The organism is Paraburkholderia sp. RAU2J (genome assembly GCF_003634845.1).
Classification (GTDB): domain Bacteria; phylum Pseudomonadota; class Gammaproteobacteria; order Burkholderiales; family Burkholderiaceae; genus Paraburkholderia; species Paraburkholderia fynbosensis.
In genome coordinates this window covers 226,132-239,074 of the sequence record NZ_RBXG01000001.1, presented here as the reverse complement: position 1 = coordinate 239,074, position 12,943 = coordinate 226,132, and the positions used below count along the sequence as shown (strand labels likewise).

Here is a 12,943-nt window from a genome sequence, read left to right as displayed (position 1 = left end):
TCACCCGAGCATTACCGGCCGCACGACACGTGTCATACGGCAACTGGAAACAGGTCCATCAGGCTCTCATGTCCGATATCCATTTAGCGTCTGGCGCAAGCAGGGCCACCCCGCCCGGCAGCACGTCGCAGCAGAAGGCGCCCAGTCGCGCCGGCGACGTGATCTTCGGCGGCCTGGCGCGCGTCGCCGCCATCATCACACTGCTGCTGCTCGGCGGCATCATCGTTTCGCTGATCATCTCTTCCATGCCGTCGATCAGGGAGTTCGGCTTGAGCTTCCTGTGGACCGCCGAATGGGATCCACCCAGCAAGCAGTTCGGCGCGTTGGTGCCGATCTACGGCACGATCGCCACGTCGATCATTGCTCTCGTCATCGCGGTGCCGGTGAGCTTCGGCATCGCGCTTTTCCTGACCGAACTCGCGCCCGCGTGGCTGCGCCGCCCGCTCGGCATCGCCATTGAACTGCTCGCCGCGATCCCGTCGATCGTGTACGGCATGTGGGGTCTGCTGGTGTTCGCGCCGATTTTCGCGACGTGGTTCCAGAAGCCGCTCGGCGCGGTGCTCGGCGGCATTCCGTTCGTCGGCGCGCTGTTTCGCGGGCCGCCGATCGGCATCGGCATCCTGTGCGCGGGCGTGATTCTCGCGATCATGATCATCCCGTACATCGCATCGGTGATGCGCGACGTGTTCGAAGTCACGCCGGTGCTGCTGAAGGAATCGGCATACGGCATCGGCTGCACGACCTGGGAAGTCATGTGGAAGATCGTGCTGCCCTTCACCAAGAGCGGCGTGATCGGCGGCGTCATGCTGGGCCTCGGCCGCGCGCTCGGCGAGACGATGGCGGTCACGTTCGTGATCGGCAATACCAATCTGCTCGACAATATCTCGCTGTTTTCGCCGGGCAACAGCATTACGTCGGCGCTCGCCAATGAATTCGCGGAAGCGGATCCCGGCCTGCACACGTCGGCGCTCATGGAGCTCGGCCTGATCCTGTTCGTGATTACTTTCATCGTGCTGTCGATTTCGAAGATCATGCTGCTTCGCCTCGAAAAAGGGGAGGGCGCGAAATGAGCCAGTCCACCTTGAATATGCCGGGTTCGAACGACGCGGCTGCGCTCGAAGCGATGCGCGTGCGTCTGCAAGGACGCCGCCGCATGAAGAACGCACTCGCGCTGACCATGTCGCTCGCGGCGATGGCATTCGGTCTGTTGTGGCTCGTGTGGATTCTCTATACGACGCTGCGCCTGGGCATTGGCGGCTTGTCGATCGAGTTGTTCACGCAATCGACGCCGCCGCCGAACACCGACGGCGGCGGTCTCGCCAATGCGATCGTCGGCAGCGTGCTGCTGGTCGGTCTCGCCACTTTCGTCGGTACGCCGATCGGCATTCTGGCGGGCGTGTATCTCGCCGAATACGGTCAGAAGGGCTGGCTTGCCAACGTGACGCGCTTCATCAACGACATTCTGTTGTCCGCGCCGTCGATCGTGATCGGTCTGTTCGTGTATGCGCTGGTGGTGGCGAAGATGGGCCACTTCAGCGGCTGGGCTGGCGTGTTCGCGCTCGCGCTGCTGCAGATTCCGATCGTGATCCGCACTACCGAAAACATGCTGAAACTGGTGCCGAACGCGCTGCGTGAAGCGGCCTTCGCACTCGGTACGCCGAAGTGGAAGATGGTGCTGTCGATCACGCTGAAAGCGTCGATTGCGGGCATCGTCACGGGCGTGCTGCTCGGGGTTGCCCGGATTGCGGGCGAAACCGCGCCGCTGCTGTTCACGGCGCTGTCGAATCAGTTCTTCTCGTTGAACATGGGCCAGCCGGTCGCGAATCTGCCGGTCACGATCTACAAGTTTGCGATGAGCCCGTTCGCGCAATGGCAATCGCTCGCGTGGGCCGGCGTCTTCCTGATCACGCTCGCGGTGCTGGGACTGAACATCCTCGCGCGCACGATCTTCTCGAATAAGTAAGGGCGGAGTGTAATCCGATGAATATGGCAGAAACTCAACTCAATCCGATCGCGCGTCCCACTGCACCCGCCGGTTTCGACCCCGCCCAGAGCGGCCAGGCGTCGTCACCGTCGCGCCCCAAGATCGAAGTCAACGACCTGAACTTCTTCTACGGCAAGTATCACGCGCTGAAGAACATCAACCTGCAGATTCCCGAAGGCAAGGTGACCGCGTTCATCGGCCCCTCGGGCTGCGGCAAGTCCACCTTGTTGCGCACCTTCAACAAGATGTACGCGCTCTATCCGGAACAGCGCGCCGAAGGCGAAATCCTGATGGACGGCGAAAACCTGCTGACCTCCAAGCGCGATATCTCGCTCTTGCGCGCGCGCATCGGCATGGTGTTCCAGAAGCCGACGCCGTTTCCTATGTCGATCTACGACAACATCGCGTTCGGCGTGAAGATGTTCGAAACGCTACCGCGCTCGGAGATGGACGACCGCGTCGAATGGGCGCTTACCAAGGCCGCGTTGTGGAACGAAGTGAAGGACAAGCTCGGCCAGAGCGGCTACGGTTTGTCCGGCGGGCAGCAGCAGCGTCTGTGCATCGCGCGCGGCATCGCGATCCGTCCGGAAGTGCTGCTGCTCGACGAGCCGTGCTCGGCGCTGGACCCGATTTCGACGGGCCGCATCGAAGAACTGATCGCCGAACTGAAGAGCGATTACACGGTGGTCATCGTCACGCACAACATGCAACAGGCGGCCCGCTGTTCGGACTACACTGCCTATATGTACCTCGGTGAACTGATCGAATTCGGCGACACCGAAAAGATCTTCATCAAGCCGGTCCGCAAGGAAACGGAAGACTACATCACGGGCCGCTTCGGCTGATCCGCCGAACAAAACAACGGAGTACGACATGTCCGATAAACATCTGTCCAGCCAGTTCGATGCCGACCTGAACCTGGTTTCCTCGAAGGTGCTCGAAATGGGCGGCCTCGTCGAGTCGCAAATCGTCAACGCGATGCAGGCGCTCAACGAGTTCGACCTCGATATCGCGGAACAGGTGATCGCCGCCGAAGATCGCCTGAACAAGATGGAAGTCGACATCGACGAAGAGTGCAGCAACATCATCGCGCGCCGTCAGCCGGCCGCGCGTGACCTGCGCCTGTTGATCGCGATTTCGAAGACCATCACGAATCTCGAACGCGCCGGCGACGAAGCCGAAAAAATCGCCAAGCGCACCAAGCGTCTGATGGAAGACGGCGCGTCGCGCACCATCAATATCGCCGAGATCAAGCTGTCGGGCGAAATGGCGGTGTCGATCCTGCGCCGCGCGCTCGACGCGTTCGCGCGTCTCGACACGGTCGCCGCCGCGCAAATCGTGCGCGACGACAAAGCGATCGACGAGGAATTCCGTGCGTTCGTGCGCAAGCTGATTTCGTACATGACCGAAGATCCGCGCTCCATTTCCGTGGGCCTCGATTTTCTGTTCATCGCGAAGGCGATCGAACGCATCGGCGACCACGCGAAGAACATCGCCGAATTCATCATCTATATCGTCAAGGGCACCGACGTGCGGCACAAATCGCGCGACGCGCTCGAACGCGAAGCGCTCAGTTAATCCAGAGATAAGGACCAGAGGTGCCGATGCCCAGCAGCATTCTCGTCATTGAAGATGAGCCCGCTATTTCCGAGCTGATTTCGGTCAATCTTCAACACGCCGGACACTGCCCGATTCGCGCGTACAACGCGGAGCAGGCGCAGAACCTGATCAGCGACGTGCTGCCCGACCTCGTCCTGCTCGACTGGATGTTGCCGGGAAAATCAGGTATTGCGTTCGCCCGCGATCTGCGCAACAACGAGCGCACGAAGCACATCCCGATCATCATGCTGACCGCCCGCGGCGACGAGCAGGACAAGGTGCTCGGCCTCGAAATCGGCGCCGACGACTACGTCACGAAGCCGTTCTCGCCGAAGGAACTGATGGCGCGCATCAAGGCGGTGCTGCGCCGCCGTGCGCCGCAGCTGACCGAAGACCTCGTCGCGATCAATGGCCTCAAGCTCGACCCGGCGACGCATCGCGTGGCCGCGCATGCCGAAGGCAGCGAGATCAAGCTCGATCTCGGCCCGACGGAATTCCGTCTGCTGCACTTCTTCATGACGCACCCGGAGCGCGTGCATAGCCGCACGCAACTGCTCGATCAGGTGTGGGGCGATCACGTGTTCGTCGAAGAGCGCACGGTGGACGTGCACATCAAGCGCCTGCGCGCGGCGCTCAAGCCGGCCGGATGCGATGCTATGATTGAAACGGTGCGCGGCAGCGGCTACCGGCTGGCGAAGAGCGCCTGAGATCGGCGGGCGGCGCTCGCGCCGTGAAGGTCGCATACATCACATTCGCAACACCAGGCGCCGCCCCTTCATTGCCGGGCGCGTGTTTTTCTCTTCGATCGCTAGACCATGAACATCATCTGGGCGCGCTCCATCGTGTCGGTCGTGCTGCTGGCTGTTCTGTGCGTAGTGGTCGGCGCGCTCGTGAACGTCAAGACAGCACTCGTTCTCGCGATCGTCATGCTGCTTGCGCAGAGCATCTTCAGCACCTTTCACAAACAGCGCCTGTGGCGCCTGCTCGATGCACCGGTGTACGGCGAAGTGCCGAGCGCGCCGGGCATCTGGGGCGAAATCTACTACCGCCTGCACAAGCTCGCGAAGCGCTGGCACGCCCAGGTGCGCCAGGTCGAGCAGCAGCACTCGCGTTTCATTCAGGCCATCCAGGCCTCGCCGAACGGCGTTGCGATGCTCGACGATCACGATCAGATCGAGTGGTGCAATGCGATCTCCGAGAGTCACTTCGGCCTTGATGCGAAACGCGATCTGCGCCAGCACATCACGCATCTGGTGCGTTACCCCGATTTCGTCCGCTACCTGAACTCGCACCAGTACGAGGAAATGCTGATCATGCGCGGCATGGGCGACAAGCGCCAGAACGTGCTGTCGGTGCAGGTGTTTCCGTATGGCGAGAATCGCAAGCTGGTGTTGTCGCAGGACATTACCGAATTGGAGCGCACCGACGCGATGCGGCGCGACTTCGTCGCTAATGTCTCGCATGAACTGAAGACGCCGCTGACCGTGCTCTCCGGTTTTCTGGAGACGTTGCGCGAGTTGCCGTTAGGCGAGGCCGAGCGCTCGCGCTATCTCGAACTGATGGAACAGCAGGCGTCGCGCATGCGCCATATCGTCAGCGACTTGCTGGTGCTCGCGAAACTCGAGGGCGACAACAAGCCGCCGAGCGATCAGATGATCGACATGCGCGCGGTGCTGCGCCATCTGCGGGACGACGCGCAGAGCCTGTCGAGCGACCATCACCGGATCATGTTCGACGCCGACGAAGGATTGACCGTGACCGGCGTCGAAACCGAGATTCTCAGCGCTTTGGGCAATCTGGTGACGAACGCGATTCGCTATACGCCGGACGGCGGTGCGATCAAAGTGAACTGGCAGGCGCAAGGCGGGCATGCGGTGTTCTCCGTCACAGACAGCGGGTTGGGCATTCCGGCGGCGGACATTCCGCGTTTGACGGAGCGGTTCTATCGCGTCGACCGCAGCCGCTCGCGTGACACGGGCGGCACGGGCCTCGGCCTCGCGATCGTCAAGCACGTGCTCCAGCGGCACGATGCGCAACTCGACGTCAAGAGCGAGGAGGGGCGCGGCAGTACCTTCACCGTGCGCTTTCCGGTGTATCGCACCGCGCGCCGGCAGCCAGCACCGGTTTGACGGCATATGCGTCGGCATAAAAAAACCGCCTGAAGAGGCGGTTTTTTTATGTTCGCTTCGGCGGCTCGCGAGGACGGCGAGCACCGTAGCCATCGTTACGGACAGAACTTCCCGAGCAGACTCATCTGCGCATTGCGCGACGACTTGCCCGGCCGCCGCCGGCGATAGTGACCATCGCTTTGCATCAGCCACGCGGTCTGATTGTCGCCGAGAAATGCCGACAGCCCTTCCGCGATCACACGCCGCTTCAGGCGCCGGCTGTTGACCGGGAACGCGACTTCCACGCGCCGGAAGAAGTTGCGATCCATCCAGTCGGCACTCGACAGATACACCTGTTCCTTGCCGCCGTCGTAGAAGTAGAAGATCCGGTGGTGTTCGAGAAAGCGCCCGACGATCGAGCGCACCGTGATGTTCTCTGATAGCCCCGGCACGCCGGGCTGCAACGAGCACACGCCGCGCACGATCAGATCGATCTTCACGCCCGCCTGCGATGCTTCGTATAACTCGGCGATCACCGTGGGTTCGAGCAGCGCGTTCATCTTGGCGACGATGCGTGCCTTCTTGCCGGCGCGCGCATGCTCGGCTTCGGCGCGAATCGCCTCGACCAGTTTCGGATGTAGCGTGAACGGCGACTGCCACAGTTCGTGCAGCTTCAGTTCACCGCCGATGCCGGTCAATTGCTGGAACACGTGGTGCACGTCTTCGCAAATTCTCTGATCGGCGGTCATCAGGCCGAAGTCGGTATAAAGCCGAGCGGTGCGCGGATGATAGTTGCCGGTGCCCAGGTGCACATAGCGCTTGAGCGTCGTCTTGCCGCCCACCGACGAGCGCCGCACGATCAGCATCATCTTCGCGTGGCACTTGTGACCCACCACGCCGTACACGACGTGCGCGCCGACCGCTTCGAGTTGCGAGGCCCAATTGATGTTGGTTTCCTCGTCGAAGCGCGCGAGCAGCTCGACCACCACCGTGACTTCCTTGCCGTTGCGCGCGGCCTGCATCAACGCGTCCATCAGCGGCGAGTCGGTGCCGGTGCGATAGATGGTCTGCTTGATCGCCATCACGTTCGGATCTTTGGCCGCCTGCAAAAGCAGTTCGAGCACCGGCTGGAAGCTCTCGTACGGATGATGCAGCAGCACATCGCCCTGGTCGATCACATCGAACATGTTGGTGCTGTTGGCGATTTGCGACGGCGTCGCGGGAATATGCGGCACGAACTTCAGATCGGGCCGGTCCACCATTTCCGGTAACTGCATCAGCCGCACCAGATTGACAGGGCCGTCCGCGAAGTAGCAGTCCTTGGTGGAGAGGCCGCTTTCGTCGAGCAGCCGCCGCACGACATGCGAGGGCGTCTCCGCCGACACTTCGAGCCGCACCGCGTTGCCCAGATGGCGCGCCGGCAATTCGCCCTGCAACGCGACGCGCAGATTGGTGATTTCGTCTTCGTCGACGAACAACTCGCTATTGCGCGTGATGCGAAACTGATTGCAGCTGCGCACCACCAGGTTCGGAAACAACTCGCCGACAAAGCGCTGCAGCAGCGAGCTCAACAGCACGAAGCCGTGCGGATAGCCCGACAGATCCTGCGGCATGCGCACGAGCCGCGGCAGCGCGCGCGGCGCCTGCACGATGCCCATCATCGCCTGGCGGCCGAACGCGTCCTTGCCCTCGAGTTCGACGACGAAGTTCAGGCTCTTGTTGAGCACGCGCGGAAACGGATGCGCGGGATCGAGACCAATCGGCGTGAGCACCGGCAGCAGTTCGTCGAAGAAGTAGTTGCGCGCCCATTCGGTCTGCGCTTCGTTCCACGCTTCGGTGCCGTGAAAATAGATGCCTTCCGCTTCGAGCGCGGTGAGCACCGTGTCGTGCAGCATGGTGTACTGACGATGCACGAGCTTCTGCGCGCGCTCGACCACGAGGTCGTAGACATGCTGCAACGACATGCCGTCCGGCGACAGTGCGCCGGGGTTGTCGCGCATCTGTTCCTGCAGTCCGGCCATGCGGACTTCGAAGAATTCGTCGAGATTGCTACTGGTGATGCAGATGAAGCGCAGGCGTTCGAGCAAAGGGACGGCTGGGTCGGCAGCTTGTGCCAACACACGCTCGTTGAAACCCAGAATGCCCAGTTCGCGATTCAATAAGGGATAGCGGATGGACATCGGCAGCGAGAATGGAATGTCAGGTAGAGAGGCGGAAAGACGCTCGGAAATTCTCACAGTAAGATTACTTTGTTATGACATTCTTGAATTTTTTATTGTACGCCCGATTCGTTGCGTGTCGTCAATATGACGCAGTGTGTATGGGACCATGGGGTACCCGCATCTCCGTGAGGTGACACCGTGAGGCCCCGTACGCTTAGAATGGCGTCTTTGAACAGCGCGGCCGGACACAAGGCGTCCAGAGCAGCGGGTGGTCCCGCAACGTCCTCTGCGCTCACTGCCGCCGCGCTCGCGCGCATGGAGTCCGCATACCCGATGGTCAATACGCCACAACTTCTCGCCGCCGTCGATCTCGGTTCGAACAGCTTCCGGTTGATCGTCGGCCGGGTCGAGGAAACCGACGCGGGCAGCCAGATTTATCAAGTCGATGCGTTGCGCGAGCCCGTGCGCCTTGCCGCCGGTCTGTCGCGTGACAAGATGCTCGATCGCGCCTCGCAGGTGCGCGGCTGGGATGCGCTCAAGCGTTTCGGCGAACGGCTGCGCGACTTTCATCCCGATCACGTGCGCGCGGTCGCCACCAATACATTGCGCATCGCCAAGAACGCCGGCGAATTTCTCGGCGAGGCGCAGGCCGCATTGGGCTTTCCGATCGAAGTGATCGCGGGGCGCGAAGAAGCGCGTCTGATCTACGCGGGCGCCGCACACTCCGTGCCGGCTAGTCCGGGTAAGCGGCTGGTGGTCGATATCGGCGGCGGATCGACGGAATTCATCATCGGGTCGCACTACACGCCGATCAAGATGGAGAGTCTGTATATCGGTTGCGTGAGCCATAGCCGCGCGTTTTTCCCGGCCGGTAACGTCGATGAATACACGATGCGCCAGGCCGAACTCGCCGCCGGCCGCGAAATCCAGATCATCTCCGCCGAGTACAAGAAGACTGGCTGGGAGCAGGCGATCGGTTCGTCGGGCACTGCGCGCGCGTTGGCGGAACTGGTCGAAGCGAATAATTTCAACGATCCGGGCGTCACGCACGGCATTTCGCGCGGCGGGCTCGAACGGCTCAAGCGTGCGCTGATCAAGGCCGAGAACGTCAACCGGCTGAAGCTGGTCGCGTTGAAGAGCGACCGCATTCCGGTGCTGGCCGGTGGTCTGTCGATCATGATCGCGGTGTTCGACGAACTGGGCGTCGATTACGTCGACACCACCGACGGCGCGCTGCGCCTCGGCGTGATGTATGACCTGCTGGGCCGCTCGCAGCACGAAGACATGCGCACGGTGACGGTGGAAGGCTTCATGCGCCGCTATGGCGTGGATCGTGCGCAGGCGGGGCGCATCGCCGACCTGTCGGTGAGCTTTTACGACCAGTTCGGGGAGCCCGACGAAGAGCGTCGCCTGGAAAACCGCATGTTCATCGGCTGGGCGGCGGCGCTGCATGAAATCGGGTTGTCGATTTCGCACAGCGCCTATCACAAGCATTCGGCTTACATCGCCAGCAATGCGGACATGCCGGGTTTCTCGCGCACCGACCAGGCGCGGCTCGCCGCGCTCGTGCTCGGTCATGCGGGCAAACTCGGCAAGCTATCGCAAACGCGCGAGGTGGAATGGCCGCTGCTGTTCTGTCTGCGGCTCGCGGCTTTGCTGTGCCGCCGGCGTGCGGATGTCGGTTTGCCGGGCATCACGGTCGCGCAAGCCAATGGCGGCTACGAGGTGCGCTTGCCGAACGAATGGGTGGCCAACAATCCGCTGACCGACTACAGCCTGACCCAGGAAGCCGCGGAGTGGGAGAAGGTCGGGATTCCGTATCGCGTCGTCTATACGGACGAGTGACAGGCGTTTGCCGCTCGTGATGCGCGTCGTGAACGGATGAACGGATGACAGAATGAAAAAGCCCGGCGACCACCGCCGGGCTTTTTCTTTTTGCGTCAATCACGCCATGCGCACTTAGCGCGGTAACGCATCGCCGAGGAAGTGACGTGCATAGCGCGCATTGATGTCGGACAGACGGAACAGCGTCAGAAAGTCCGCGGTATTGAAGTCGGGGTCCCAGGCGGGCGCACCGCAAATCTTCGCGCCGAGACGCAGATAGCCCTTTACGAGTGGCGGCGGTGCCACATCGACGCCCGTCTGCAATTCATCGACCGGCAGTGGCGTATGCGCGAACGCGCGGTATTCAGGTGCCGTCAGCGCGCTCTCGCGCAGCGAGCAATACAGGTTCGCCGCGTAGTGGCCGCCGTCGACCATCGCGACGCTCGCGCAGCCGAGCATCGTCTCGTAGCCGTTGTGCTTCATGTACGCGGCGAGCCCGGCCCACAGCGACATGATCACCGAGCCGCTGCGATAGTCGGGATGCACGCACGAGCGGCCCACTTCGACCATCTTCGCGCGCAGGTGCGTGAGGCGCGACACGTCGAATTCGCTCTCCGCATACAGGCGGCCGATGCGCGCGGCTTGATGCGGCGGCAACGCGCGATAGGTACCGACCACTTTCAGCGTGTCGAGGTCGCGCACCAGCAGGTGATCGCAGTAAGCGTCGAACGCATCGACGTCGAGACCCGCGGGGCCCGTCAAACGCGCGCCCATTTCGTCGGCGAATACGCGGTAGCGCAGCCGCTGCGCTTCGCGCAACTCTTCGTCGGTGCGCGCCCATGTGACTTGCAGCCGATGCTGCGCGGTGACCGTTTCCTCGGCGCGCGGCAGACGGCGCGTTTCGAAGATCGAAGCGAGGGGCAGGGTGGGCGTCGGCAGTTCTCGCATTGGGGGTCCTGGTCGAAAAAAGGAAGATTTCTTTTTTCGCCAATGTAGTAACGCCCGGTGACGCTCGCATGGCAAAGCCATGACGATTGGATGACTGCCCGTAAGCCGCGTGCGCGCGGGTTGTAATGTCGGGCGTCGTGCGCGCGCATGACGGATGCATGCGAACCGGGTGCCGCCGAAGGCCCTTTATGCCTGCCGGCTCACACCAGGTCAGGGGTGATGGCGGCGCGCAACACGGCCTGTTCGCCGCCGTCGCGCTCGCGGCTCGCGATCCACCACACGCCGGCTTTTTTCAGCGGCCAGCTTGCGCTGCTGTCGCCGAGCAACTGTGCGGCGACGTGGCCGAGCGTCGGCTGATGCCCGACGATCACTACGGTCTGCGCGATGCCCTTGGGCCAGCCGGCGGCGTTGAGCACGTCGGCCGCGCTGGCGTTCGGTGCGAGCTCGCGCACCACGCGATACTGGTCGCTGAGCGTCTCGGCGGTCTGAATGGTGCGCACTGCGGGGCTCGCGAGCACGACGGCGTCGGCGGGCAGGCGGGTGCGCAGCCACTTGGCGACGATTTGCGCCTGCTTGCGGCCGCGCGTGGTGAGGGCGCGGGCAAGATCGCCGGCGGCGAAATCTTCGGCTTCGGCGTGACGCCAGAGAATCAGATCCATGCGTGTCTCCTTGACGCTGGTTGCGGTGCGCTAGTTGCGGCCGTGGTTGCCGCCATAGTTGCCTCGATAGGCAGCATTGGCTTTTTATTCAATCGTCAATCACTGTCGCATGCGAAGCTGGTGGTTCGCAAGCTGAGGGGCGTCGCGTTTTTATGCTTCCATTCACGCGACGCATATCGGACGGGCGGCAAAAAAGTGAAAACGCAAAGCGGGGAGCCCAAAAGCAAAAACCCGCGAAGCCGAAGGCTACGCGGGTTTCGTATTGCTTTTCGTGGTCGGAGCGAAAGGATTCGAACCTTCGACCCTCTGATCCCAAATCAGATGCGCTACCAGGCTGCGCTACGCTCCGACGAATCCGAGATTCTACGTGGCATTGGATGCCAGAGTCAACCACGAATTGCGTCGGACTGAAAAGGGCGTTCAAGGGCGCCTTTTACATGCGTTATATGCGTCCCATCAGCAGCAATACGATCACGATGATCAGCACGACACCGATCAGGCCGGTCGGGCGGTAGCCCCAGCCGCTGCTGTACGGCCAGCTTGGCAACGCGCCGATCAGCAGCAGGATGAGCACGATCAGCAGGATGGTTCCAATGGTCATTTGAGTTCTCCCTGTCCGGCCCTTGGAGTGACTGGGCCGCATCGTCGATTGGTCCGGCGCGTGCGCACCGGGACGTTGACGCGCATTCTGCGCGTGCTTGGCAAGCTCATGCTCAGCAAGGCATGTGCCTGCGAAGCGGCAATGAACAGGACAATCGGCGAGGCGTGTGCGCGAGTGCGACGGTTGGCGCGACGAAGCGGGGGAGGTTTTGTGACGACGCAGAAAAGCCACGCACGTGGCGCGTATTCGTAGCGTACTGCGTGAGGAGAGTGTGGGGCGCGCGCAGCCGCAAGCGCGTGATGCACTGTCAGGTCGATTAACGCCCGTCGGAACCGGGCATGCGATTTGGCATGCGACGCGCGGCGCTCCCTGCGGCGCAACCCGCCGCATCAGCCGATTTTTTCAGGCTGCCTGCGTCACCTGAGAACGACAGACGTGGCCGACATCGATCCGACCACGCCAATACGACGCATCAACCATTCAGTCGCGCACCGCGCAAGCCCCCGCGCCACGCTCAGTGCCGCGGGCGTCTCCAATGCGGCATATGCAGGTGCTGGTGAGTCAGCCAGTGGTGCAGCATCCCTTCGCCGTCGTGTTCGCGCCTGTACGTTCTCGATTCGAAAATCGACAAGGCGAGCAGCACGCTCAGGCCTATGGCAAGTCCGACCAGACCCGCGATCGATTCAGCGTCCATGACAGTCTCCTCTTACAAGCGGCCATGATTTCATAGTAGATCACGCATCGCGAAATGACAGGGGCGGTAAGCGTGCCGCGGCGTCGCGTATCGTGCTTTGCGGGTAGACTCACGGCGCTCCGGTGGCCGCATGGCCGCCGATATCCGCCTACGTTTGGAGAAACGACTACTATGTTCCGCGTTCCGATGATTGCCTTGCTGCTACTCGCCGGTCTTGCCGGCTGCGCGGACAAGCCGTCCGGCCACCATCAGGGCCCGCCGGAAGATCCCGCCGACTATCACGGCGTGCCCACCGATACACGTCCGCCGTCGATGGTGCCTGCCTCCGCTGCGCCTTGAGGAAGCAAGGGCGCAGGCAGATTAA

Annotated in this window: 13 protein-coding genes and 1 tRNA gene; 8 read left to right on the top strand and 6 right to left on the bottom strand. The window is 62.3% G+C overall.

Features of this window, described 5'->3' with window-relative positions; translation table 11 throughout:
* The first annotated feature begins 68 nt into the window (after positions 1-68).
* The 6 genes from pstC to phoR all read left to right on the top strand — a co-directional run bounded on the left by pstC (position 69) and on the right by phoR (position 5,712).
* Positions 69-1,070 (top strand): phosphate ABC transporter permease PstC, encoded by a 1,002-nt coding sequence (gene pstC, locus B0G69_RS01070; RefSeq protein ID WP_199731131.1) that lies wholly within the window; start codon positions 69-71, stop codon positions 1,068-1,070.
* Complete coding sequence (pstA, locus tag B0G69_RS01065) at positions 1,067-1,963, top strand: phosphate ABC transporter permease PstA (RefSeq protein WP_121315275.1); 897 nt, start codon at positions 1,067-1,069, stop codon at positions 1,961-1,963. Before pstC ends, pstA begins: the two co-directional genes overlap by 4 nt.
* Before the next feature lie 17 nt (positions 1,964-1,980).
* Entirely contained in the window at positions 1,981-2,829 is an 849-nt protein-coding gene (gene pstB, locus B0G69_RS01060; protein ID WP_042322166.1) for a phosphate ABC transporter ATP-binding protein PstB, read from the top strand.
* Positions 2,830-2,857: 28 nt separating this feature from the next.
* Positions 2,858-3,562 (top strand): phosphate signaling complex protein PhoU, encoded by a 705-nt coding sequence (gene phoU / locus B0G69_RS01055; RefSeq protein ID WP_074764835.1) that lies wholly within the window; start codon positions 2,858-2,860, stop codon positions 3,560-3,562.
* A 26-nt stretch (positions 3,563-3,588) separates the two neighbouring features.
* Positions 3,589-4,290 (top strand): phosphate regulon transcriptional regulator PhoB, encoded by a 702-nt coding sequence (gene phoB, locus B0G69_RS01050; RefSeq protein WP_028199153.1) that lies wholly within the window; start codon positions 3,589-3,591, stop codon positions 4,288-4,290.
* A 108-nt stretch (positions 4,291-4,398) separates the two neighbouring features.
* On the top strand, positions 4,399-5,712 hold the full coding sequence (gene phoR, locus B0G69_RS01045) for a phosphate regulon sensor histidine kinase PhoR (RefSeq protein WP_121315274.1): 1,314 nt from the start codon (positions 4,399-4,401) through the stop codon (positions 5,710-5,712).
* Between the two features lie 95 nt (positions 5,713-5,807).
* Here the strand turns inward: phoR and ppk1 are convergent, their stop codons facing one another.
* Positions 5,808-7,871 (bottom strand): polyphosphate kinase 1, encoded by a 2,064-nt coding sequence (gene ppk1, locus B0G69_RS01040; RefSeq protein ID WP_121315273.1) that lies wholly within the window; start codon positions 7,869-7,871, stop codon positions 5,808-5,810.
* Positions 7,872-8,072: 201 nt separating this feature from the next.
* Between ppk1 and ppx the strand changes: the two genes are divergently transcribed.
* A complete protein-coding gene (ppx, locus tag B0G69_RS01035) occupies positions 8,073-9,698 on the top strand; it encodes an exopolyphosphatase (RefSeq protein ID WP_121315272.1) in 1,626 nt (541 codons plus the stop codon).
* 114 nt (positions 9,699-9,812) lie between these two features.
* Here the strand turns inward: ppx and B0G69_RS01030 are convergent, their stop codons facing one another.
* The 5 genes from B0G69_RS01030 to B0G69_RS01010 form a co-directional block, all read right to left on the bottom strand.
* A complete protein-coding gene (locus B0G69_RS01030; RefSeq protein WP_121315271.1) occupies positions 9,813-10,625 on the bottom strand; it encodes a GNAT family N-acyltransferase in 813 nt (270 codons plus the stop codon).
* A gap of 200 nt (positions 10,626-10,825) precedes the next feature.
* Positions 10,826-11,284 carry a histidine phosphatase family protein gene (locus tag B0G69_RS01025; RefSeq protein ID WP_121315270.1) on the bottom strand — a complete coding sequence of 153 codons (459 nt, stop codon included), beginning with the start codon at positions 11,282-11,284 and terminating at the stop codon, positions 10,826-10,828.
* A gap of 272 nt (positions 11,285-11,556) precedes the next feature.
* Positions 11,557-11,633, bottom strand: a tRNA-Pro gene (locus tag B0G69_RS01020).
* A 93-nt stretch (positions 11,634-11,726) separates the two neighbouring features.
* Entirely contained in the window at positions 11,727-11,885 is a 159-nt protein-coding gene (locus B0G69_RS01015; RefSeq protein WP_121315269.1) for a DUF3309 family protein, read from the bottom strand.
* Positions 11,886-12,399: 514 nt separating this feature from the next.
* On the bottom strand, positions 12,400-12,579 hold the full coding sequence (locus B0G69_RS01010) for a hypothetical protein (protein WP_121315268.1): 180 nt from the start codon (positions 12,577-12,579) through the stop codon (positions 12,400-12,402).
* Between the two features lie 171 nt (positions 12,580-12,750).
* On the opposite strand from B0G69_RS01010, the gene B0G69_RS41300 reads away from it, so the two are divergent.
* Positions 12,751-12,918 carry a hypothetical protein gene (locus tag B0G69_RS41300; RefSeq protein ID WP_199731130.1) on the top strand — a complete coding sequence of 56 codons (168 nt, stop codon included), beginning with the start codon at positions 12,751-12,753 and terminating at the stop codon, positions 12,916-12,918.
* Positions 12,919-12,943: the final 25 nt, after the last annotated feature.